Origin of the sequence: Tatumella sp. JGM118, assembly GCF_018257515.1 — a bacterium.
In the GTDB taxonomy this organism is placed as follows: Bacteria; Pseudomonadota; Gammaproteobacteria; order Enterobacterales; family Enterobacteriaceae; genus Tatumella; species Tatumella terrea.
In genome coordinates, this window is sequence record NZ_JAERJR010000004.1 from 1 (window position 1) to 20,815 (window position 20,815).

Genomic DNA, 20,815 nt, shown 5'->3' on the forward strand with positions numbered 1-20,815 from the left:
GTAAGCGGAAGGTGAAAGTAGCCCCCCTTACAGGGGGCATTCTCAAAAGCCACCTTCTAAGAAGGTGGTCTTTTACTTGCTACCGACGGTGATAACGCGGCCAGATTATTGGGTCAATGCCGGTTTATTATCGATGTTTGTCAGGATACCATTACTGTCAAACGTCAGCGTCAGCGTCTGCTGAGTGACTTTCTCATGGCCCGGCTCGCGGCGGAACACGTAATACCACACATTACTGCCGAAAGGATCCTTCATCATCGGGGTTCCGAGGGTATATGCCACCTGTTGCTGATCCATTCCGGTATGCAGCTTACTGATGTCGCTTGCTACCAGGTAGTTACCCTGATTGATATCCGGACGATAGACAACTCGTTCAAGTGTTGAGCAGCCAGCGGTTGTCATCAACATTACTACTGCAGCAGCAGCCAGTATTTTACTGCGCATGTATAGATTCCTTTTTCGGACACATATGCCTGTGCAAGGCGGTTCTTTGCCATCAACGATGAATGCTGCCTGTAACAGGTTTACTTCGTCCGGCGATACAAGATACCGATAATAATAGACCTTTCGCCAGATGGAAACCTTTGCAGGGCATGCATATGACTTCCGATAAGAAAAAAAGTGCCCTGTCAGGCGGCTAAAAGTTCTTTTGCGTTCGCCAGAGTGTTACGGGTGACTTCACTTCCACCCAGTAACCGGGCCAGTTCATGCAGGCGGGCAGACTTATCCAGCAGCCGCATCTGGGTTTCTGTCATCGAACCATCGGTAATTTTACTGATAAAGAAATGACTGTGGCCACAGCCCGCGACCTGCGGAAGGTGGGTGACACACATCACCTGAGTGGATTCACCTAACTGACGCAGCATTTTACCGACGATAGCAGCCGTCGGGCCGCTGATACCGACATCGACTTCATCAAAAATCATCGCCGGCGTCTCCATTTTCTGTGCGGTAATCACCTGAATTGCCAGGGCGATACGCGACAGTTCTCCCCCGGAGGCGACGCGCGCCAGAGCCTGCAGCGGCTGGCCCGGGTTAGTACTGACACGGAATTCAATCTGGTCAGCTCCCTGAGGGGTTAAACGGTCTTCACGGAAGATGACGTCGATAGTAAACCGGCCATGCTGCATCGAAAGCTCATGGATAGAGGTCGTGATCTTTTCGGATAACTCAGCCGCAAAATGACAACGCTGCTGATGTAATTCACGTGCCGTCTCCAGCGCAGCCTGATGCAGTTCTCCGACCTGCTGGCTCAGAGCTTCCAGTTCATCGTCATGTTGTTCCAGTTGCTGATACTCTTCCAGCAATTGCTGATGTAAATCCGGCAGGCTTTCCGGGGCGACATGGTGTTTACGGGCCAGGGAAATCTGGCGCGAAATACGCTGTTCCAGATCCTGTAACCGGTTGGGATCGAGGTCTATGCGCTCGCAGTAGTGGCGGAGTTCATCGGCGGCTTCACTGACCAGAATCGAGGCATCGTCCAGCATACTAAGTACCGGGGTCAGGCTGTCATCCATCGATATAAGCTCACCCACGGTCTGTCGGGCACTGTAGAGCAGAGATTGTAATGTGGTGTCGTCACCGTCAGAGAGCATACTGGATGCCTGCTGGCTCACGGTCAGGCGCTGACCGCTGCTGGCCAGTTGTTTGTACTCACTGTCCGCCCCTTCATACTCGCCCTGCTGAGGAGAGAAGCTATTAAGTTCTTTTAGCTGGTACTGTAATAATTCCCGGCGGGCTTCCCGTTCCTGAGTTTGCTGCTGCAGTACCGCGAGTGTCCGACAGGCATGATGCCATTGCTGATAATGATGCTGCATTTTCTCCGATAACCGGGTCGGATCAGCATAAGCATCCAGCAGATGACGCTGATGTTCCGGCTTCAGTAGCAACTGGTGTGCATGCTGACCGTGGATTTGGATCAGTAACTGTCCCAGTTCACGTAACTGGGACAGGGGCACTGACGTACCATTGATAAACCCGCGCGAACGGCCATCGGCATTGATCACCCGTCGGAGCAGGCATTCTTCATTATCATCGAGATGATTGTCAGCCAGCCACTGTCTGGCGGACGGGGAGGCGGTTAAACGGAAGCGGGCACAGATATCCGCTCTGGCGGCGCCGGGCCTGACCATACTGGCATCAGCCCGGGCGCCGAGACACAAACTGAGCGCATCTATCGCAATGGATTTCCCCGCACCGGTTTCGCCGGTAATTGCGGTCATGCCCTGTTGAAAGTCGATATCGAGTTCACGAACGATTGCAAAATTGCTGATGGTCAGTTGTGCCAGCATAGTATCACCTGTATAGAAAAACATGACTGTTTTTTTATACAGTATAAACTGGTTTTTTATACAGTAAAGAGACCGGGCATAATTTTCAGAATAATTTTTTCGACCAGCCGAGTTTAGTACTTAACGTATTAAAGTAATTGTAATTTTTGGGATGGATGAGATCCAGATGCTGCGGGCTGCGCTTGATCAGCACTTCTTCTCCCTCCCGGATGGGCAGCGCTATCTGGCTGTCACAACTGATTTCCAGATCGCTACGCAATGAAGAAAAGCGCAGGTGAATGACACTGCTGCTGTTGATCACGAGCGGACGGGCAGACAAGGTATGCGGGAACATCGGCACCACGCTGATCGCTTCCAGACCCGGTGTCAGAATAGGTCCACCGGCAGAGAGTGAGTAGGCGGTTGAGCCGGTGGGTGTCGCGATAATCAGCCCGTCGGAACGCTGAGAAAAGGCAAAATTGTTATCAATATAGACCTCAAACTCAATCATATGAGCGACCTTACCGGGATGGAGCACCACTTCATTAATGGCGGTGGCAACCCGCGGCGTCTGTTGCGGTCTTGAAACCTGAGCTTCGAGTAAAAAGCGTTGTTCAGTAAAGAAATTCCCCTCAAGGACTTCTGCCAGTTGCTGACGCGCATTTTCCGGATCGAGATCGGTCAGGAACCCCAGATTCCCGCGGTTGACCCCGATCACTTTAATATCATAGCGGGAAAGCACACGGGCTGCGCCAAGCATGTTGCCATCTCCCCCTATCACCACGGCCAGGTCGGCCTGCTGACCAATTTCTGCCAGTGTGCCGGTCATGACTTCGCGCAGATTCAGATCATCGGCAATCTGTTGCTCGACAATCACCTGATATCCGGAGGTCGTCAGCCAGTGACATAACATTTCATGGGTCGCTAAGGCGTTGGGATGACGCGGATGTCCCACGATACCAATGCAGTTAAAAAATTTATTCATTTGCAGGCTATTCCTCTCACCAAAACAGCAGTCAATATGACACAGTCCCTTGAATCCGAAATTTTGATCCCCATAATAAGCCTATCGGCGATATGACTATGGAAAACGCGGAGATTTTCATGAGCAGTAAAGAACAGAATACCCCTAACGAGCAATTTTCAGAAGAGCAGGCCGCAGAACAACAGACTACGGCTGAAAATGCAGAAACCTCCGGGACGACGGATACCCGTGATGAGCGTATTGCTCAACTCGAAGCCGAAGTCGCACAATTGAGTGGCGGTGTCCGTGAAGCTCAATTACGTGCCCAGGCTGAGATTGAAAATGTCCGTCGCCGTTGTGAACTGGATATTGAAAAAGCCCATAAATTTGCACTGGAAAAATTCTCTAATGAATTATTACCGGTGATTGATAACCTGGAACGTGCGCTGCAGGTGGCGGATAAAAATAATCCGGAGCTGGCATCGATGATCGAAGGTATCGAACTGACCCTGAAATCCCTGCTGGGTGCGGTACGTAAATTCGGTGTTGAAGTAGTGGGGGAGACTCACGTACCGTTCAACCCTGAACTGCATCAGGCTATGTCGATGATGGAATCTGATGACGTTGCGGCTAACCATGTCCTGATGGTGATGCAGAACGGCTATACCCTGAATGGTCGTCTGTTGCGTCCTGCGATGGTGGCAGTATCGAAGGGTAAAGCCTGATAGCGGGTTTTATCCTCTCCCGGCAGCAGAGGCTGCCGGGAAGGATGCTATCAGGATGTCGTTTCCGGTAATTCCGGCATCCAGTGGATAGGAGCGCGTCCTGATTGCTCCAGTCGTTTATTAGTCTCTGAAAAATGCCCGCAGCCAAAAAAGCCCCGATGCGCTGATAACGGCGAAGGGTGGGGAGCCTGCAGCACATGATGGCGCTCCCTGTCGATGATCCTGCCTTTCTTTTGAGCATGAGCCCCCCAGAGCAGAAAAACCACGCCTTCCCTGTGCTGATTAATTTCTTCTATCACTTTATCGGTGAACTGCTCCCATCCCAGTCGTGCATGTGAATGTGCCTTACCGGCCTCCACGGTCAGTACCGTATTCAGCAGCAGTACCCCCTGAGTGGCCCAGCTGGCCAGATAGCCGTGATTCGGACGCGTGAAGCCGGGGATATCCTTTTCCAGCTCCTTGTACATATTCAATAAGGACGGGGGAGTTGCGATGCCTGGCAGTACCGAAAACGCCAGTCCGTGCGCTTGTCCGGGTCCGTGATAAGGATCCTGTCCCAGGATCACAACATTGACCTGATGAAGTTCTGTCAGCCGGAAAGCATTAAATACATCTTTCTGTGGCGGGTAGACAGTCACACCCTGCTGACGGCGCTCTGCGACCGTATTCAGTGTGTCAATAAAGTAGTCCTGCTGTTTCTCCGCCGCCAGCACATCGTGCCATGTCTGTGTTGTTGTCATGATCCGCTCCTGAATATTTTGCCGGTCAGCTTAACTAATTTCGGTGACGGGTAAAGGGTTAAAATTTATTTTAACTTCTGCAAATAAAGTTTATTCATTTTATTGTTTTATTTCATAGGGTTAGATTTAAATCATCCCGGATGGCTGTGGTTTGTTGATAAATATCAAAGATACCTTTCTGTACATAAGTTATACAGTGAGCAGATAGTTGATTCAGATTACTCTCTTGTATGACCGTACAAGCCCCGGGAGGCGCTAAATGATTAATGGAATTCAAATCACAAAAACCACCAATAATGCTCTGCTTAATTCATTCTGGTTACTGGATGACGAAAACGCTGAAGTTCGTTGCCTGTGTGCGAAGGGGGATTATCAGCAGGATCAGGTGGTTGCTTTACAGGAACTGGGAGACATCGAGTACCGTGAAATCCCCCTGGAAATGAAATCTCAGGTACGTGTCGAAGGCGGACAGCACCTGAACGTGAATGTCTTACGTCGTGAAACGCTGGAAGATGCGGTAAAAAATCCGGAAAAATATCCGCAACTGACTATCCGTGTGTCAGGCTATGCTGTCCGTTTTAACTCACTGACTCCGGAACAGCAACGGGATGTTATCACCCGCACTTTTACCGAAAGTCTGTAACGCGTTCAGAGTGAACAAAAAGGCGCGATGCGCCTTTTTTTGTACAGACAAATCATAAGACTAATCAAAGCATTAACGTAATTTATTTATTCTGTCACTGATTTTTGCTGATTATCAGAAAAGCGGCCCGTCTGAGAGCAAAATTATCCTCATATCTCCAAAAAAAATCGCCCGTTACGGGCGACTTTTTTGAGGTGCTGTTGATTTTAAAAACAATCAGCTTTCAGAGCTTTCGCTTGCCTGAGAAGAAGGCGTGCGGCGCTTACCGATATTTTTTGTATCACGGTGGCGTTTTTTAACCCGTGGTTTTTTATCGTCTTCTTTTTTCTTTTCTTTACGCTTTTCCAGCTGCTTCTTAGACGGTTTCTTCGGTCCGGTAGCGGCAGGTGCCCGCGTCTGAGGCCGCAGTTCACTGATGGTACGGGCTTTCAGTGGCTCATTCAGGTAGCGGCCAATCTTCAGCAGTAATTCATTGTCATGAGCTTCGACCAGAGACAGGGCGGTACCTTTACGTCCCGCACGCCCGGTACGTCCGATACGGTGCAGATAGGTGTCTGCGGTACGTGGCAGATCGAAGTTAATGACCAGTGTCACGTCATCAATATCAATCCCCCGGGCGGCCACATCTGTTGCTACCAGGACGTTAACGCGGCCTTCATTCAGGCGCTTAATGGCTTCGTTACGTTTCGCCTGAACCATTTCGCCTTCAAGATAGCTACAGCGGATATCGGCCTGACGGATCCATTCAGCCACTTCGTGCAGTCGTTCACGCTTACGAACAAAAACGATAGTCCGGGTCGCCTCTGGCTGCTTCAGCAGATGGATCAACAGTTTTGTTTTGTGCTCCAGATCATCCGCGCGGTAATACCATTGCTGGATTTTCTTACGCTCACGACGGCTCGGTTCAGCATCAATGACCAGTGGCTCATTCAGAATACGCTGAGCAAATTCTTCAATATGCTCTCCTTCGAGTGTCGCGGAGAACAATAAGGTCTGCTTACGCCAGCGGGTTTCAGCAGCGATCGTTTCGATATCCTGCGCGAACCCCATATCCAGCATTCTGTCGGCTTCATCGAGGATCAGGGTTTCTACGGCGCGGCAGTCAAAGTTCTCTTCTTTAATGTACTGCAGCAGACGCCCCGTGGTCGCTACCACCACATCCTGGTTGGTACTGAATACTTCTGCGTGGTTCATATAAGCCACGCCGCCGGTGATGGTCGAAATATCCAGATGGGTATATTTCGCTAACTCACGGGCCTGATCGGCCACCTGCATCGCCAGTTCACGGGTCGGCGTAAGGATAAGAATGCGGGGCGGGCCGGATTTCTTGCGCGGGAAATCGAGCAGGTGTTGCAGAGCTGGCAGTAAATAGGCCGCTGTTTTTCCGGTGCCTGTTGGTGCAGAACCCAGGACATCACGTCCATCCAGAGCAGGTGGAATTGCCTCTGCCTGTACTGCAGTGGGACGTGTGTAGTTCTTATCCTGCAATGCATTCAGCAGGCTTTCATCAAGTTCAAGTTCGGAAAAAGTGGTTACAGTCATGGTCTACCTCTGTTTGGGGCGCCGATTATAGACACTTCGGACGCATTCTTCATCTATTGTCTGCGCAACCCTGGCGGATAAACACGCTTTCTGTCTGCCATCGGCCTGCTGAGTAAGGTTTTTCGCGGTAATATTTATTTTTGCCGGTTACACTGGTGCCCCGGATGTCAGGGGCAAAATAATGCAGGAGATGGCGGATGCCGGTTGCGCGTACATTCAGAAAAAACGGATTCACCTTCAGACAATTTTTCGTCGCACATGATAAGTGTGGCATGAAAGTCAGTACCGATGGAATAATTTTAGGTGCCGCCGCGCCGTTACCCCCGGATGGCCGCGTTCTGGATATTGGCAGCGGCAGTGGTCTTATTTCATTGATGCTTGCCCAGCGTCTTCACGCGCGGGGTACGCCACCGGTTATCGATGCGATTGAACTGGAGGCAACGGCAGTTGAGCAGTCGCGGGATAACATTGCTGAATCACCATGGCCCGACAGCATTACCGTACATCATGCCGACATTCTGCACTGGTGCGGGGGAACGGAGTCACGCTATCCGGTTATTGTCAGCAATCCTCCTTTTTATACACCCGGACCCGGGTGTCGTAACCCTGCGCGCGGGATGGCACGTTATACCGGGACTCTGACGCATGAAGGGCTGTTGCTCAGTGCTAAAAAACTGCTCGCCACGGATGGATTATTTTGTGTGATCCTGCCTGCAGAGACCGGTCATGAGTTTACCCGCCTCGCGCAGGCCTGCGGATGGCATTTACGCCAGCGGCTGACGATCACGGAGTATGCGCTGAGAGCGCCGCATCGTTTATTACTGGTGTTTTCCCTCCTTGCAGGAGAGACTGCACAGCGGACCCTGGTGATCCGCGACCCTTCCGGGAAATATTCCGATGATTATCAGGCACTGACCGGCGAATTTTACCTGCCCAGGCCTCACGAATAACCCTGCGACCCCGGCCGGGAGTTTGCTATAGTTTGTACCAGACAGTAATGACAATAGCGTGAATTTTCGGCCTGAACCGTCGTCATGGCTCTGCTTCGGGAGGTCAGGCGCATACCCCGACCGCCGGCCCTGAACCGCCCGGTGCCGGCGCAGGGTCAGGAGCCGGGCGGAAAAACTTTCGAGACTCTGAAATTGGGGTGAAATGCTTTCTGCAATCGGGTAACCTGCCAGTAAAACAGCCCTGACTCATTTCTGAAGTGAGAAGAGGGACTTAGTTCGGGATTCTGAGCTGTCCGCACACCGCATTGTGGGTCTGAAATTTTAATGTGTCAGCGGAGAAGCAGGAAAAATCTGAACTTTCTTTAAAGAGTCTACTCAAAGGAATTGCTTGCTCATATAGGATGAGATGTAACTGGTGATTTCATTGGATGTAGAACATATTTTGTGGGGATACAACCTCGGATGAGCGAGCAGTTAACAGATCAGGTTCTTGTTGAGCGCGTCCAGAAAGGGGATCAGAAGTCATTTAATTTACTGGTGATAAGATACCAGCATAAAGTGGCAAGCCTTGTGTCGCGCTATGTACCCCCCGGGGATGTCCCGGATGTGGTGCAGGAATCGTTTATTAAAGCATATCGTGCGTTGGAATCCTTTCGCGGCGATAGTGCCTTTTATACGTGGTTATACCGTATTGCAGTCAACACCGCTAAAAACTATCTGGTAGCTCAGGGCCGCAGGCCACCTTCCAGTGATGTGGATGCCTCAGAGGCAGAAAATTTCGAAAGTGCAGGGGCATTAAAAGAAATTTCGAACCCTGAGAACTTAATGTTGTCTGATGAATTGAAACAAATTGTATTCCGGACGATCGAAACATTACCAGAGGACTTGCGGATGGCGATTACCCTTCGTGAAATTGATGGTCTGAGTTACGAAGAAATCGCCGGAATCATGGATTGTCCTGTAGGAACCGTGCGTTCCCGTATTTTCAGGGCCCGCGAGGCTATTGATAACAAAGTTCAACCGTTGATCCAGCGTTAATGGTCGCGGCTACTTGAAAGGTAAATGGCATGCAGAAAGAACAACTTTCCGCGTTAATGGATGGTGAAGTCTTAGATAAGTCACTGCTTACTTCACTGGCGGAAGATGTGGAATTGCAGCAGCGCTGGGAAAGTTATCACCTGATCCGTGACACGATGCGTGGTGATCTTGCCTCAGAATTGCACTTTGACATCTCTGCACGGGTGGCAGAGGCCATTGCGCAGGAACCCGTACGTAATAATGTCTCGACATTGATCCCGGAAGCTCAGCCGGAACCTTCACGCTGGAGCCGTATGCCTTTCTTTGGCAAAAAGGGGGCATGGGTTTCACAACTGGCTCAGGCGGGTGTAGCAGCCTGTGTTTCGCTGGCCGTCATTGTCGGCGTTCAGCACTACGATACCGCATCTGCCGACCATGTCACCGAATCGTCAGACAGCCCGGCATTTAATACTCTGCCGATGATGGGTAAAGCCTCACCGGTAAGCCTCGGGGTGCCTTCCGATATCTTTGATGCGGGCGGAGCTTCCCGGCAGGTACAGCAACAGCAGCAGCAGGTGAATGCGATGCTGCAGGACTACGAATTACAACGTCGTCTGAATAATGACCAGTTTGAGTCCGGTGTTCCGGAACAGGCTCAGGTGAATGTACCGGGTAACCAGTCTCTAGGTATTCAGCAGCAGTAATGAAAAAACATTTGCTTTTTGTTACCGCACTGACCGGTAGTTTGCTGTTATCTCCTTTCGTCTCTGCGCAGCAACCGGCTGCGCCAGAGACGATGTTGCAGCAGATGGAAAAAGCCAGTACCTCGCTCAATTATGAACTCGCCTATATCAATGTCTCCCGCCAGGGCATTGAATCGTTGCGTTATCGCCATGCCATAGTCGACGGTCAAACCTATGCGCAATTACTCCAGATGGATGGTCCGCGACGGGAAGTGATTCAGCGCGGAAATGACATCAGTTATTTTGATGCAGGGCTACAGCCTTTCACCTTGCCGGGTGAACATATTCTGGATGGATTGCCTTCGGTGCTGTATGCGGACTTTAACCGTCTGCACAATTTCTATGATTTTATTCCGGTGGGCCGCTCCCGTGTGGCCGATCAGATGTGTGATGTCTTGCGTGTCGTTTCACGGGATGGTTCACGGTTTAGCTATGTTATCTGGCTGGATGTGGATACCTCATTACCGCTGCGCGTAGACTTACTGGATCAGGATGGCGAGCCGATAGAGCAATTTCAGGTGATCAGTTTTGCGGTAGACCAGGGCGTCGTTCATATGATGCAAGGCCTGAAGAATGCCAATCTGCCACCGGCATTATCACTGCCGGGCGGAGAAAAGACGGCCTTTCGCTGGAAGACCGGCTGGATCCCTTCAGGTATGCAGATGATATCGCAGAACCGTCGTCAGTTACCGAATGTGAATAAATCCTTTGAAACGCGTTTATATTCTGACGGGTTGTTCAGCTTTACCATCAATGTTACAGATGCTGATAAAAACAGCATAAATCAGACATACCGCACTGGGCGTCGTACGGTTCAGATAGAAGTGCGCAATAATAAGGAGATTAGCGTTGTGGGTGAACTGCCTGCAGCGACGGCAAAACGGATTGCAGATAACGTGGATGCGGGTAACTGATTATGATGAAAGAGTGGGCGACGGTCGCGTCCTGGGATAACGGGGTCGCGACGCTGTATACTGAAGCGAAGACTTCCTGCAATAGCTGTAATGCCCGTAAAGGGTGTGGTAGTCATTTGCTGAATAAGCTCGGGCCGGAGGATGCTGAGGTGATCAAAATCGCCAGCAAGCAGCCGCTGAAGGCCGGACAGCGGATTGAGATCGGCATCCGGGAAAGCAGCCTGTTAGGCTCGGCCTTACTGGTCTATATGACGCCATTGATCGGGCTGTTTCTGGTCGCTGGCCTGTTTCAGGCACTCTTTCATTCCGATCTGGCCTCCGCGAGCGGGGCATTACTCGGCGGTGTCGGCGGGTTTATTTTATCGAAAGGTATTTCGGCATTAATTGGTGATAAAGAAGCGTTTCAGCCGGTGATCCTGAGTGTGGCATTACCTCCGGATATTCTGCGTGTGGATGCGACCCGTTACGAGTAAGCCGGGCCGGACATTGTCCGGCCTTTTTGTATCCTTAATTTCCTTTCCCCTGTTGCAATTACACCAGGCTAGCGGCTTTCGTACCGCGCGTTAACAGTGTAATATGCCTCCTCATTAATGAGGCTGACTCAATACGAGTAACGAGTGATGTTACTTATCATCTCTGTGCCCTGGTATTCAACAGACGTTTTTACGCGAAGATATTCATATAAATGAAGCATATAAGAAACTTTTCCATTATCGCGCACATCGATCACGGTAAATCCACGCTTTCCGATCGCCTGATCCAGACGTGTGGCGGATTAACTGATCGCGAAATGGCCGCACAGGTCCTGGATTCAATGGATCTGGAACGTGAACGTGGCATTACCATTAAAGCGCAGAGTGTCACCCTCGATTATAAGTCTCAGGATGGTCAGACTTATCAGCTGAATTTCATCGATACCCCGGGACATGTCGACTTCTCTTATGAAGTTTCCCGTTCACTGGCGGCCTGCGAAGGGGCATTGCTGGTGGTGGATGCAGGGCAGGGCGTGGAAGCTCAGACACTGGCAAACTGCTATACCGCCATGGAAATGGATCTGGAAGTGGTGCCGGTACTGAATAAAATCGACCTGCCGGCGGCAGATCCGGACAAAGTTTCTCAGGAAATTGAAGATATCGTCGGGATCGATGCGACCGATGCGGTCCGCTGTTCTGCCAAAACCGGCGTCGGCGTGCCGGAAGTGCTGGAACGTTTAGTCCGTGATATCCCGCCACCGGAAGGTGATCCGGAAGGCCCGCTGCAGGCACTGATCATTGACTCCTGGTTTGATAACTATCTGGGCGTCGTTTCCCTGGTACGTATCAAAAACGGAACCCTGCGCAAAGGCGAAAAAATTAAGGTGATGAGTACCGGTCAGGTGTATAACGCCGATCGTCTCGGCATCTTCACGCCAAAACGGGTCGACCGTACCGAACTGAAATGTGGTGAAGTTGGCTGGCTGGTGTGTGCTATTAAAGACATCCTGGGCGCCCCGGTCGGGGATACCCTGACGGGTGCCAAAAACTCTGCCGATAAAGCGTTACCCGGCTTCAAGAAAGTGAAGCCACAGGTTTACGCCGGACTGTTCCCGGTCAGCTCCGACGATTATGAAGCCTTCAGGGATGCTCTGGGTAAACTGAGCCTGAACGACGCCTCGTTATTCTATGAGCCGGAAAGTTCGACGGCACTGGGCTTTGGTTTCCGTTGCGGATTCCTGGGCCTGCTGCACATGGAGATCATCCAGGAACGTCTGGAGCGCGAATATGACCTCGACCTGATTACCACAGCACCGACGGTAGTCTATGAGGTTCAGACCACCGATGGTGGTATCGTTTATGTGGATAGCCCTTCCAAGTTACCACCTCTGAACAACATTGAAGAACTACGCGAACCGATTGCAGAGTGTCATATGCTGTTACCGCAGGAATTCCTGGGGAATGTCATTACACTTTGTATTGAGAAACGCGGCGTCCAAACCAACATGGTTTATCATGGAAACCAGGTAGCACTGACCTATGAAATTCCGATGGCAGAAGTGGTTCTCGACTTCTTTGACCGTCTGAAATCGACTTCACGGGGTTATGCTTCTCTGGACTATAATTTCAAACGATTCCAGGCCTCTGACATGGTACGTGTCGATGTTCTGATTAACTCAGAACGTGTCGATGCATTGGCACTGATTACCCACCGGGATAATTCGCAGTATCGCGGACGTGAGTTCGTTGAGAAAATGAAAGAACTGATCCCACGTCAGCAGTTCGATATTGCGATCCAGGCCGCGATTGGTAATCACATCATTGCCCGTTCAACAGTGAAACAATTACGTAAAAACGTACTCGCCAAATGTTATGGCGGTGACGTCAGTCGTAAGAAGAAGCTGTTGCAGAAGCAGAAAGACGGTAAAAAACGTATGAAGCAGGTAGGTAATGTGGAATTACCTCAGGAAGCGTTTCTGGCTATTCTGCATGTGGGTAAGGACAATAAATAAGGACCTGGCATGGCAAATATGTTTGCACTGATTCTGGCACTGGCTACACTGGTGACCGGAATCATCTGGTGTATCGATAAATTTAAATGGGCACCGGCTCGCCGCCTTAAGCAACAACAGGCGCGGGCACAGACAGACAATGGGCTGGATAACGCAGCGCTTAATACCCTCAATCGTAAGCCAGGCTGGATTGAAACTGCAGTATCGGTATTCCCGGTATTGTTTGTGGTATTTATTGTCCGTTCATTTATTTTTGAACCCTTCCAGATCCCGTCAGCGTCTATGATGCCGACGCTGCTGATTGGCGATTTTATTCTGGTCGAAAAATTTGCCTATGGATTGAAAGACCCGATTACGCAAACGACGCTGATCCCAACCGGGCATCCGAAACGTGGTGATATTGCGGTCTTTAAATATCCGAAAGATCCGAGCGTGGATTATATTAAGCGGGTTATCGGTCTGCCGGGTGATAAGATTGTGTTTGACCCTTTCAGTAAAACACTGACCATCATTCCGGGATGTGGCGAAGGCCAATGCGGAAAGGCGCTGCCGGTGACTTACAGTGATATGGAGCCGAGCAAGTTTATCCAGACCTTCAGCGGGTTCGACGGTAACGAAGTCGGCAATGGCTTCTATCAGTTACCGCTGGATCAGAGCATGAAGGGCGGATTACGTCTCGGCACCCGTAAAGAAACACTGGGCGATGTGACGCACAATATTTTACTGATCAATGAAGCTCAAAGTCAGGTCAGTCAGTACTACCAGCAACCAGGTCAACAGCCTGCGACCTGGGTTGTGCCAGCCGGTGAATACTTTATGATGGGTGATAACCGTGATAATAGCGCCGATAGTCGCTATTGGGGCTTTGTCCCTGAGAAGAACCTGGTCGGTAAAGCCGTCGCTATCTGGATGAGTTTTAACAAACAGGAAGGTCAATGGCCTACCGGTGTGCGCCTCAGCCGTATCGGTGGTATCCATTAATCTCCACGCGGGCCCGTTTTACGGGCCTTGTTTCTTAACATGGCTAAAATGCCACTGCACACGAAACAGAGAGAGCTGTCTCAGCCCTGTTCCTTGTGCAGAGTAACAGACGTAATATAAGACTGGAAACGCATGAACCCCATCCTGATTAATAAGCTCCAGCGAAAACTGGGCTATACTTTTTCTCAAGCAGAATTATTACAGCAAGCGTTAACCCACCGAAGTGCCAGCAGCAAACATAATGAACGACTTGAATTCCTGGGCGATTCAATTCTGAGTTATGTTATCGCCAATGCACTTTATCAGCGTTTTCCGCGTGTGGATGAAGGCGATATGAGCCGTATGCGCGCGACACTGGTACGGGGGAATACCCTGGCTGAGATGGCGCGCGAATTTGAACTCGGCGAGTGTCTGCGCTTAGGCCCGGGCGAGCTGAAAAGCGGAGGATTCCGCCGTGAATCTATCCTGGCCGATGCCGTTGAAGCACTGATCGGTGGAATTTTCCTCGACAGTGATATTCAGCAAATAGAAAAACTGATCCTTAACTGGTATCAGAGTCGTCTGGAGGCCATAAGCCCTGGCGATAAGCAAAAAGACCCGAAAACCCGTTTACAGGAGTTTCTGCAAGGCCGTCATCTGCCATTACCTTCTTATCTGGTAGTACAGGTGCGCGGTGAAGCTCATGACCAGGAATTTACTATTCACTGTCAGGTCAGCGGGATGGATGAAGCGGTAGTTGGTGTTGGTTCCAGCCGCCGTAAAGCAGAACAGGCAGCTGCCGAACAGGCACTGATTAAGTTAGGAATTGAATGAGCGAATTAGCACCCCATTGCGGTTTTATCGCAATTGTCGGCCGTCCGAATGTCGGTAAATCCACGCTTCTGAACCAGTTACTGGGGCAGAAGATCTCTATTACATCGCGCAAGCCGCAGACGACCCGGCACCGTATCATGGGTATTGATACCCGGGATAACTATCAGGCTATCTATGTGGATACGCCCGGACTGCACATGGAAGAAAAGCGGGCGATCAACCGCCTGATGAACCGTGCAGCCAGTAGTTCTATTGGCGATGTTGAGCTGGTTATCTTTGTGGTTGAAGGCACCCGCTGGACCGATGATGATGAGATGGTTTTGGGTAAACTGAAGGCCGGAAAAGCCCCGGTGCTGCTGGCAATCAATAAAATTGATAATCTGCAGGATAAATCTATTCTGCTGCCCCATATCCAGATGCTGAGTCAGAAGATGAACTTTATGGATGTGGTGCCGATCTCTGCAGAAGAAGGGAAGAATGTCGATACCATCGCGGCTATCGTGCATAAACTGTTACCGGAAGCCGAACATCACTTCCCGGAAGAGTATGTGACCGATCGTTCCCAGCGCTTTATGGCCTCTGAGATCATCCGCGAAAAGCTGATGCGTTTCCTCGGTGCTGAACTGCCGTATTCGGTGACGGTTGAGATTGAGCAATTCGTCAGCAATGACCGTGGCGGTTACGATATTCACGGCCTGATTCTGGTGGAACGTGAAGGCCAGAAAAAAATGGTGATCGGTAATAAAGGCTCCCGTATCAAAACCATTGGTATCGAAGCCCGCAGAGATATGGAACAGATGTTCGAGGCTAAAGTGCATCTGGAACTCTGGGTAAAAGTGAAATCCGGATGGGCGGACGACGAACGTGCGTTGCGCAGCCTGGGTTATACTGACGATCTGTAATTGATGGAAGGCTGGCAACGCGCTTTTGTGCTGCATAGTCGCCCCTACAGCGAAACCAGCCTGCTATTGGATCTGTTCAGTGAAAATGAGGGGCGGGTGCGGGTTATCGCCAAAGGAGCCCGCTCTAAACGCTCCCGGCTGAAGGGCACGTTACAGCCTTTCACTCCTTTACTGGCCCGGTGGTCCGGCAAAGGAGAAATGAAAACCCTGCATACGGCCGAAGCGATGACCCTGGCGTTACCGCTCAGTGGCCGCTATCTCTATTGCGGCCTGTACGTCAACGAACTGCTGTCCCGTGTGCTTGGGCAGGAAATTCCCTTCGACGAGTTGTTCTTCGATTACCTCTATTGTCTCCAGGGGCTGGCTTCAGCCACCGGTACGCCGGAGCCTGTATTGCGCCGGTTTGAGCTGGCGGTGCTCGGGCACCTTGGCTATGGCGTTGACTTCCTGCACTGTGCGGGCAGTGGTGAACCGGTGACAGAAACCATGACTTACAGCTATCGTGAAGAGAAGGGCTTTATTGCCAGCCTGGTGCTTAATCAGCGCAGTTTCACCGGCAGGCAGCTGATGGCGCTTTCTGACCGGGAATTTCCTGACAGTGACACTCTGAAAGCTGCAAAACGTTTTACACGCATGGCCCTAAAGCCTTATCTTGGGGGTAAACCCTTAAAGAGCCAGGAATTATTCCGGCAGTTTACGTTACCCGCCGGCCCGGTATCCCCGTCGCAGGAGTGACCGGTTGCCGCCATGGCCGTGTGTTGTATCGCTATTGAAGACAGAGGATTGTATGACGGAGTTACTGTTAGGGGTCAATATTGACCATATCGCCACGCTAAGAAATGCCAGAGGCACCCGTTACCCTGATCCGGTGCAGGCGGCTTTTGTTGCCGAGCAGGCCGGTGCAGACGGGATCACGGTTCACCTGCGTGAAGATCGCCGGCATATTACCGACCGTGATGTCCGTATGTTACGCGAGACCCTGCAGACACGCATGAACCTGGAAATGGCCGTCACCGAAGAAATGCTGAGTATTGCCTGCGACACGGTACCGCATTTTTGCTGTCTGGTGCCGGAAAAACGCCAGGAAGTGACCACCGAAGGCGGGCTGGATGTGGCCGGTCAGCAGGAGAAACTCAATGAGGCGGTACGCCGTCTGAACCAGGCGGGGATTCAGGTCTCACTGTTTATCGACCCGGATCAGCAACAGATTGACGCAGCTGTCACCGCCGGCGCACCTTATATCGAATTACACACCGGGGCCTATGCTGAAGCAGAAGAAGGCCCGACCCGTGACGCTGAGCTGGAACGTATCCGTCAGGCAGCCGAATATGCTGCATCCCGTGGACTGAAAGTGAATGCCGGGCACGGACTCACCTATCATAATGTTTTACCGGTCGCCGCTATCCCGCAGATCTATGAGCTGAATATTGGCCATGCCATTATCGGACAGGCAGTGTTCAGTGGCCTGGCGGGTGCCGTCAGTGAGATGAAGGCTCTGCTGAGGGAAGCGCGTCGTTAATGGCTATTCTGGGGTTAGGGACAGACATCGTTGAAATAGAACGTATCCAGCAGGTGATCACCCGCTCCGGCGACCGGCTGGCGAAACGGGTACTGACCGGGTTTGAATGGCAGCAATATCAGCAACACCATCAGCCGGTGCGTTTTCTGGCCAAGCGTTTTGCAGTAAAAGAGGCGGTGGCTAAGGCATTCGGTACCGGTATCCGCGGAGGGCTGGCATTTAATCAGTTTGAAGTCTACAACGATGCGCTTGGCAAACCCTGTCTGCGTTTTTTTGGTCAGGCGAGCACCCTGGCCGAAACGCTGGGTGTACAGCATGTGCATGTCACCCTGGCAGATGAACGGCGGTATGCCTGTGCAACGGTGATCCTGGAAAGCTAAGCCGGATCAACGTCCGTTCAGGCAGAATGCCAGAGGGTGACAAACTTTTCCCATAATGCGTCTTTGGTTTCCGTCTGCTGCGGATCGGTGATAATGGTATTAGTGATCGGGCAGACGCTCTGACAGGTCGGTGCATCATAATGGCCGACACATTCTGTGCAACGATCCACATCTATCTGATAAATTGTCTCGCCCATTGAGATGGCCTGATTAGGGCACTCGGGTTCACACATATCACAGTTGATACAACGTGTTGTAATTAACAAAGCCACTTCAGTCACTTACCTTTTTTATCGGGTCATCCACGGGTTACAGATAGTCAGCCATGCTGAGCCACAGACACCTGTTCGCAGACCCCGGACATCACGGATGCCTGCCCGTATTCCACAAAACGTCACTCAGACCTGTAAAGCCTCAGCAGGGTAACTGTCTTTTCGGGCACAGACGGAGGATTTTAATGGCGCGCACTGTACCACAGAACCCCATAAAGCCCAATCATGACGGTGCGTTGAGCACCTTGGGGCGCTGGGAAGGATGTAAGCCGCCATACAGAAGCTCACACATGTGAATCTGTATTACGGCAGCAAAAAACATACTCAAACACCAGAGATAACGATCTAAGTATGAAAAAGAGAGCTATTTACGCATATATTTCAGTAAGGCCGGTAAGGTTACGCTCTATGCAGAGTTCCCTAAACTGAGGGCGGATAATGTGCCGGAATTCATCTCACTGACACTGGCTTAATGAGCTAAAGAGCATGGTGTACATCCGGAGTTTATTCAGCCCGGGAAACCCACTCAGAATGCTTTTATTGAACGATTTAACCGGACATACCGGACTGAAATACTGGATTTTTATCTGTTCAGAACACTGAATGAAGTACGGGAGATCACAGATCGGTGGCTGACAGAATATAACCGCGAGCGATCTCATGAATCCCTGAATAATCTGATGCCGGAAGAATACCGGTTGATGACTGAAAACCGGAAACTTCAAAAAGTGTCTGGAACTAAAACAGGTCTGCTTACACAGGCCACGTCCGATAAATGTACCGGCGCGGTATCGATAGCCCAGGCAGACAGCATAACCTCCACATTTTCGGCGTAAGCATGATTTCCATTTTTTATGAGCACTTTGCTGAAAGTCTCGAGATCAAGCCATAATATCTTGGACATAAAATTGCTTCATGTTATAGAGTTAACCTGAAATGGATGGATCTTATGTGGGAAGGAGTCCCTATGCTTAAAAGAGGTGGTTTGCGATTATTAACTTCGGGTGAAATTCGTCTGGCAACTGAGTTATACCGTCACAGCATCCAATACAATCGGGTATGGGTTCATCACGGGAGCTATCTCGCATTTGGTATGCAGGGAAATAATACCGCTATGACACCGAATGGTGAAATATGGTTTGAAACCAATGTTTATCGTGATGATTACTCTATAGCTTCGGTGGATTACCAGCATCTGTTTATACATGAAATGATGCACGTCAGGCAATATCAGCGTGGCATGAACATCAGAATGCGAGGTTTGGTTTCATGGGCTGCGAATTATAAATATAGCCTTGATAAGAAAAGTTTATCTGGTTATTCGATGGAGCAGCAGGCTTCAATAGTGTCCGATTATTGGTTACTAATGAAGTTTGGCTTCATAAATAACAAAAGAATGGTAAATTATAAAGATGATGATTCGTCTCAATCTGTGAAAGATTTGATTGCGAAATATCAAGGGATATTAAAAGGATTTCCTCAATGATAAAAATTCTTTTATTATTCTTTTCCCTTTTTTTACTGGCGGGTTGCGCTGGCGACAGACTTGCATTTCATAAAAAGGGCAGCGCAACCGTAAATGAAAACCGGGTTTGTATAGCATCGACCCCCGGTGATATTCTGGAATATTATTCTTTAAGTTCGTCAGAAAATAGTTATGCGCTACCCATTTTAACAGAAGATAATATCGCGAAAAAATATCATGATACCTGCATACCTTTGATTCTTAAAAATAGTACGAATTATGAGTTGATTTATGTACTAAACGGTGAAAAGTATCGGTTCGAGTTTATAACTGATGCCCATAATAAAGTAAAAAAAAGCTATATCAAGTCGTAAAAAATACCCGGCATCCAACGCCATTCATAGCCATATCAATGATTTTCTGGTGTTTACCGGGCTGGGAGGCGGTATAGGTGAAAGTGAATTGTCATGTCTTACGACACGGCTTGCAGAGGTAAAGCTGATGACCTGCAGTACTTTTACCGTTACGAACTACGTCTTCAGTCCCGGCACAGGCGGGACAACGCACGGGAATTGAAGTCATAAAAGCACCTCAAAAACACCAGCATAGACTAAATCAATAAGTTGGTAGCATTACCCGGGAAGGCATCCCTATGCTTAAAAGAGGCCGATTGCGGTGATTGACCGCAGGGGGGAATTCGCCTGACAACTTCCCCCTTCCGCGGCAGAGCAAACGGATAAAGCTCTTTTCTGCCTCCGGAATGTGGCTTACATTACCTCGTCAGTGACGATACCGTCCGTCACCGGATACCGGCTAAGGGAACCTATCGATGAAGAAACAAGATAAACGGAACATTTTCTTTGACCTTGATGGCACGCTGCATAAACAGGACTTGTTTGGTTGCTATCTCCGTTTTTCGCTGACCAGACAGCCGAAAAATATGCTGCTGGTGGTTCCGTTATTTCCGCTGGTTATCCTCGGGTTGCTGTTGTGCGGCAGGGCAGCACGCTGGCCAATGAGTCTGTTACTTTGGGCAATCACCGCAGGGCAGAGTGAAGCGACGTTGCTTCGCCAGGACGCTGATTTCTGCTGCTGGTTCCGCCAGCGCGTGACGCCATTCCCGCGGGTGATACAACGTCTTAATGAATATCTGCAGGCCAGTGATACCCGGGTCTGGCTGATCACCGGTTCGCCACAATCGCTGGTCGAACAGGTGTATCAGCAGAGTGATTTCCTGCCGGCGGTGAATCTGATTGCGACCCGGATGGAAAGACGCTTTGGCGGAAGGGTACTGACTCTGCGTTGTCTGGGCCATGAGAAAGTGACACAGCTGGAAAAACGGATGGGTCATCCGCTCGCGTTATTCAGCGGCTACAGTGACAGCCGGCAGGACAACCCGCTGTTGTCCTTTTGCCAGCACCGCTGGCGGATCACCCCCGGCGGTGAAATGCAGCGCATCAGGTAGCTGTCGCTGTCTGCCGAAGCCAGGG

At 50.4% G+C, this 20,815-nt stretch carries 23 protein-coding genes and 3 pseudogenes; 19 read left to right on the plus strand and 7 right to left on the minus strand.

The genetic code is table 11. The annotated features are described in order from the left end of the window. Positions 1-105 precede the first annotated feature (105 nt). From bamE to nadK, 3 genes are all read right to left on the minus strand, one after another. Positions 106-444, minus strand: coding sequence for an outer membrane protein assembly factor BamE (bamE, locus tag JK223_RS05520; RefSeq protein WP_212713227.1), 339 nt, complete (start codon positions 442-444; stop codon positions 106-108). Positions 445-629: 185 nt separating this feature from the next. Continuing rightward, positions 630-2,291 carry a DNA repair protein RecN gene (gene recN / locus JK223_RS05525; protein WP_212713228.1) on the minus strand — a complete coding sequence of 554 codons (1,662 nt, stop codon included), beginning with the start codon at positions 2,289-2,291 and terminating at the stop codon, positions 630-632. Between the two features lie 85 nt (positions 2,292-2,376). Continuing rightward, a complete protein-coding gene (gene nadK, locus JK223_RS05530) occupies positions 2,377-3,255 on the minus strand; it encodes an NAD(+) kinase (RefSeq protein WP_212713229.1) in 879 nt (292 codons plus the stop codon). A gap of 119 nt (positions 3,256-3,374) precedes the next feature. Here nadK and grpE point away from each other — a divergent pair, with 119 nt between their 5' ends. Beyond that, entirely contained in the window at positions 3,375-3,959 is a 585-nt protein-coding gene (gene grpE, locus JK223_RS05535) for a nucleotide exchange factor GrpE (RefSeq protein WP_212713230.1), read from the plus strand. Positions 3,960-4,009: 50 nt separating this feature from the next. On the opposite strand, the gene ung is transcribed toward grpE, so the two are convergent. Beyond that, on the minus strand, positions 4,010-4,699 hold the full coding sequence (gene ung, locus JK223_RS05540) for a uracil-DNA glycosylase (RefSeq protein ID WP_212713231.1): 690 nt from the start codon (positions 4,697-4,699) through the stop codon (positions 4,010-4,012). Between the two features lie 259 nt (positions 4,700-4,958). Here ung and grcA point away from each other — a divergent pair, with 259 nt between their 5' ends. Continuing rightward, on the plus strand, positions 4,959-5,342 hold the full coding sequence (grcA, locus tag JK223_RS05545) for an autonomous glycyl radical cofactor GrcA (protein WP_212713232.1): 384 nt from the start codon (positions 4,959-4,961) through the stop codon (positions 5,340-5,342). 216 nt (positions 5,343-5,558) lie between these two features. On the opposite strand, the gene srmB is transcribed toward grcA, so the two are convergent. Continuing rightward, a complete protein-coding gene (gene srmB / locus JK223_RS05550; RefSeq protein WP_212713233.1) occupies positions 5,559-6,884 on the minus strand; it encodes an ATP-dependent RNA helicase SrmB in 1,326 nt (441 codons plus the stop codon). Between the two features lie 272 nt (positions 6,885-7,156). Here srmB and JK223_RS05555 point away from each other — a divergent pair, with 272 nt between their 5' ends. The 12 genes from JK223_RS05555 to acpS all read left to right on the plus strand — a co-directional run bounded on the left by JK223_RS05555 (position 7,157) and on the right by acpS (position 17,588). After that, a complete protein-coding gene (locus JK223_RS05555; protein ID WP_305803610.1) occupies positions 7,157-7,834 on the plus strand; it encodes a tRNA1(Val) (adenine(37)-N6)-methyltransferase in 678 nt (225 codons plus the stop codon). Positions 7,835-8,296: 462 nt separating this feature from the next. Continuing rightward, the gene (gene rpoE, locus JK223_RS05560; RefSeq protein WP_212713235.1) at positions 8,297-8,872 is read left to right on the plus strand and encodes an RNA polymerase sigma factor RpoE; all 576 of its coding nucleotides are present in this window, start codon (positions 8,297-8,299) and stop codon (positions 8,870-8,872) included. 29 nt (positions 8,873-8,901) lie between these two features. Then, the gene (gene rseA / locus JK223_RS05565; protein WP_212713236.1) at positions 8,902-9,555 is read left to right on the plus strand and encodes an anti-sigma-E factor RseA; all 654 of its coding nucleotides are present in this window, start codon (positions 8,902-8,904) and stop codon (positions 9,553-9,555) included. Continuing rightward, complete coding sequence (rseB, locus tag JK223_RS05570) at positions 9,555-10,508, plus strand: sigma-E factor regulatory protein RseB (protein ID WP_212713237.1); 954 nt, start codon at positions 9,555-9,557, stop codon at positions 10,506-10,508. The genes rseA and rseB overlap by 1 nt, the downstream gene beginning before the upstream one ends. 2 nt (positions 10,509-10,510) lie before the next feature. Next, entirely contained in the window at positions 10,511-10,981 is a 471-nt protein-coding gene (gene rseC / locus JK223_RS05575; protein WP_212713238.1) for a SoxR-reducing system protein RseC, read from the plus strand. 212 nt (positions 10,982-11,193) lie between these two features. Then, a complete protein-coding gene (gene lepA, locus JK223_RS05580; protein WP_212713239.1) occupies positions 11,194-12,993 on the plus strand; it encodes a translation elongation factor 4 in 1,800 nt (599 codons plus the stop codon). Between the two features lie 9 nt (positions 12,994-13,002). Next, positions 13,003-13,974: a signal peptidase I gene (lepB, locus tag JK223_RS05585; RefSeq protein WP_212713240.1), complete on the plus strand. Its 972-nt coding sequence runs from the start codon at positions 13,003-13,005 to the stop codon at positions 13,972-13,974. A 132-nt stretch (positions 13,975-14,106) separates the two neighbouring features. After that, entirely contained in the window at positions 14,107-14,787 is a 681-nt protein-coding gene (gene rnc, locus JK223_RS05590) for a ribonuclease III (protein ID WP_025903717.1), read from the plus strand. Beyond that, positions 14,784-15,689 carry a GTPase Era gene (gene era / locus JK223_RS05595; protein ID WP_212713241.1) on the plus strand — a complete coding sequence of 302 codons (906 nt, stop codon included), beginning with the start codon at positions 14,784-14,786 and terminating at the stop codon, positions 15,687-15,689. Before rnc ends, era begins: the two co-directional genes overlap by 4 nt. A 3-nt stretch (positions 15,690-15,692) precedes the next feature. After that, entirely contained in the window at positions 15,693-16,424 is a 732-nt protein-coding gene (gene recO, locus JK223_RS05600) for a DNA repair protein RecO (protein ID WP_212713446.1), read from the plus strand. A 52-nt stretch (positions 16,425-16,476) separates the two neighbouring features. Then, the gene (pdxJ, locus tag JK223_RS05605; RefSeq protein ID WP_212713242.1) at positions 16,477-17,208 is read left to right on the plus strand and encodes a pyridoxine 5'-phosphate synthase; all 732 of its coding nucleotides are present in this window, start codon (positions 16,477-16,479) and stop codon (positions 17,206-17,208) included. Beyond that, entirely contained in the window at positions 17,208-17,588 is a 381-nt protein-coding gene (gene acpS, locus JK223_RS05610; protein ID WP_212713243.1) for a holo-ACP synthase, read from the plus strand. Before pdxJ ends, acpS begins: the two co-directional genes overlap by 1 nt. Positions 17,589-17,605: 17 nt before the next feature. On the opposite strand, the gene JK223_RS05615 is transcribed toward acpS, so the two are convergent. Then, on the minus strand, positions 17,606-17,860 hold the full coding sequence (locus JK223_RS05615; protein ID WP_025903712.1) for a YfhL family 4Fe-4S dicluster ferredoxin: 255 nt from the start codon (positions 17,858-17,860) through the stop codon (positions 17,606-17,608). 185 nt (positions 17,861-18,045) lie between these two features. On the opposite strand from JK223_RS05615, the pseudogene JK223_RS16890 reads away from it, so the two are divergent. From JK223_RS16890 to JK223_RS05630, 4 genes and pseudogenes are all read left to right on the plus strand, one after another. Beyond that, positions 18,046-18,285 (plus strand): annotated as a pseudogene (locus JK223_RS16890) (recombinase); the annotation flags it as partial. Beyond that, a pseudogene (locus JK223_RS05620) lies at positions 18,283-18,602 on the plus strand (integrase core domain-containing protein); the annotation flags it as partial. The pseudogenes JK223_RS16890 and JK223_RS05620, both read left to right, overlap by 3 nt. 225 nt (positions 18,603-18,827) lie before the next feature. Continuing rightward, the gene (locus JK223_RS05625; RefSeq protein ID WP_212713244.1) at positions 18,828-19,346 is read left to right on the plus strand and encodes a type IV secretion protein Rhs; all 519 of its coding nucleotides are present in this window, start codon (positions 18,828-18,830) and stop codon (positions 19,344-19,346) included. After that, entirely contained in the window at positions 19,343-19,699 is a 357-nt protein-coding gene (locus tag JK223_RS05630) for a putative T6SS immunity periplasmic lipoprotein (RefSeq protein ID WP_212713245.1), read from the plus strand. The genes JK223_RS05625 and JK223_RS05630 overlap by 4 nt, the downstream gene beginning before the upstream one ends. 7 nt (positions 19,700-19,706) lie before the next feature. On the opposite strand, the pseudogene JK223_RS05635 reads toward JK223_RS05630, so the two are convergent. Beyond that, positions 19,707-19,907 (minus strand): annotated as a pseudogene (locus JK223_RS05635) (IS1 family transposase); the annotation flags it as partial. A 247-nt stretch (positions 19,908-20,154) separates the two neighbouring features. Here JK223_RS05635 and yfhb point away from each other — a divergent pair. Continuing rightward, positions 20,155-20,790 carry a phosphatidylglycerophosphatase C gene (gene yfhb, locus JK223_RS05640; RefSeq protein ID WP_212713246.1) on the plus strand — a complete coding sequence of 212 codons (636 nt, stop codon included), beginning with the start codon at positions 20,155-20,157 and terminating at the stop codon, positions 20,788-20,790. Positions 20,791-20,815: the final 25 nt, after the last annotated feature.

Excerpts from the sequence above, each read along its gene's own strand:
- bamE (WP_212713227.1), bottom strand. The coding sequence starts at position 444 with ATGCGCAGTAAAATACTGGCTGCTGCTGCAGTAGTAATGTTGATGACA.
- recN (WP_212713228.1), bottom strand. The coding sequence starts at position 2,291 with ATGCTGGCACAACTGACCATCAGCAATTTTGCAATCGTTCGTGAACTC.
- nadK (WP_212713229.1), bottom strand. The coding sequence starts at position 3,255 with ATGAATAAATTTTTTAACTGCATTGGTATCGTGGGACATCCGCGTCAT.
- grpE (WP_212713230.1), top strand. The coding sequence starts at position 3,375 with ATGAGCAGTAAAGAACAGAATACCCCTAACGAGCAATTTTCAGAAGAG.
- ung (WP_212713231.1), bottom strand. The coding sequence starts at position 4,699 with ATGACAACAACACAGACATGGCACGATGTGCTGGCGGCGGAGAAACAG.
- grcA (WP_212713232.1), top strand. The coding sequence starts at position 4,959 with ATGATTAATGGAATTCAAATCACAAAAACCACCAATAATGCTCTGCTT.
- srmB (WP_212713233.1), bottom strand. The coding sequence starts at position 6,884 with ATGACTGTAACCACTTTTTCCGAACTTGAACTTGATGAAAGCCTGCTG.
- JK223_RS05555 (WP_305803610.1), top strand. The coding sequence starts at position 7,157 with ATGAAAGTCAGTACCGATGGAATAATTTTAGGTGCCGCCGCGCCGTTA.
- rpoE (WP_212713235.1), top strand. The coding sequence starts at position 8,297 with ATGAGCGAGCAGTTAACAGATCAGGTTCTTGTTGAGCGCGTCCAGAAA.
- rseA (WP_212713236.1), top strand. The coding sequence starts at position 8,902 with ATGCAGAAAGAACAACTTTCCGCGTTAATGGATGGTGAAGTCTTAGAT.
- rseB (WP_212713237.1), top strand. The coding sequence starts at position 9,555 with ATGAAAAAACATTTGCTTTTTGTTACCGCACTGACCGGTAGTTTGCTG.
- rseC (WP_212713238.1), top strand. The coding sequence starts at position 10,511 with ATGATGAAAGAGTGGGCGACGGTCGCGTCCTGGGATAACGGGGTCGCG.
- lepA (WP_212713239.1), top strand. The coding sequence starts at position 11,194 with ATGAAGCATATAAGAAACTTTTCCATTATCGCGCACATCGATCACGGT.
- lepB (WP_212713240.1), top strand. The coding sequence starts at position 13,003 with ATGGCAAATATGTTTGCACTGATTCTGGCACTGGCTACACTGGTGACC.
- rnc (WP_025903717.1), top strand. The coding sequence starts at position 14,107 with ATGAACCCCATCCTGATTAATAAGCTCCAGCGAAAACTGGGCTATACT.
- era (WP_212713241.1), top strand. The coding sequence starts at position 14,784 with ATGAGCGAATTAGCACCCCATTGCGGTTTTATCGCAATTGTCGGCCGT.
- recO (WP_212713446.1), top strand. The coding sequence starts at position 15,693 with ATGGAAGGCTGGCAACGCGCTTTTGTGCTGCATAGTCGCCCCTACAGC.
- pdxJ (WP_212713242.1), top strand. The coding sequence starts at position 16,477 with ATGACGGAGTTACTGTTAGGGGTCAATATTGACCATATCGCCACGCTA.
- acpS (WP_212713243.1), top strand. The coding sequence starts at position 17,208 with ATGGCTATTCTGGGGTTAGGGACAGACATCGTTGAAATAGAACGTATC.
- JK223_RS05625 (WP_212713244.1), top strand. The coding sequence starts at position 18,828 with ATGCTTAAAAGAGGTGGTTTGCGATTATTAACTTCGGGTGAAATTCGT.
- JK223_RS05630 (WP_212713245.1), top strand. The coding sequence starts at position 19,343 with ATGATAAAAATTCTTTTATTATTCTTTTCCCTTTTTTTACTGGCGGGT.
- yfhb (WP_212713246.1), top strand. The coding sequence starts at position 20,155 with ATGAAGAAACAAGATAAACGGAACATTTTCTTTGACCTTGATGGCACG.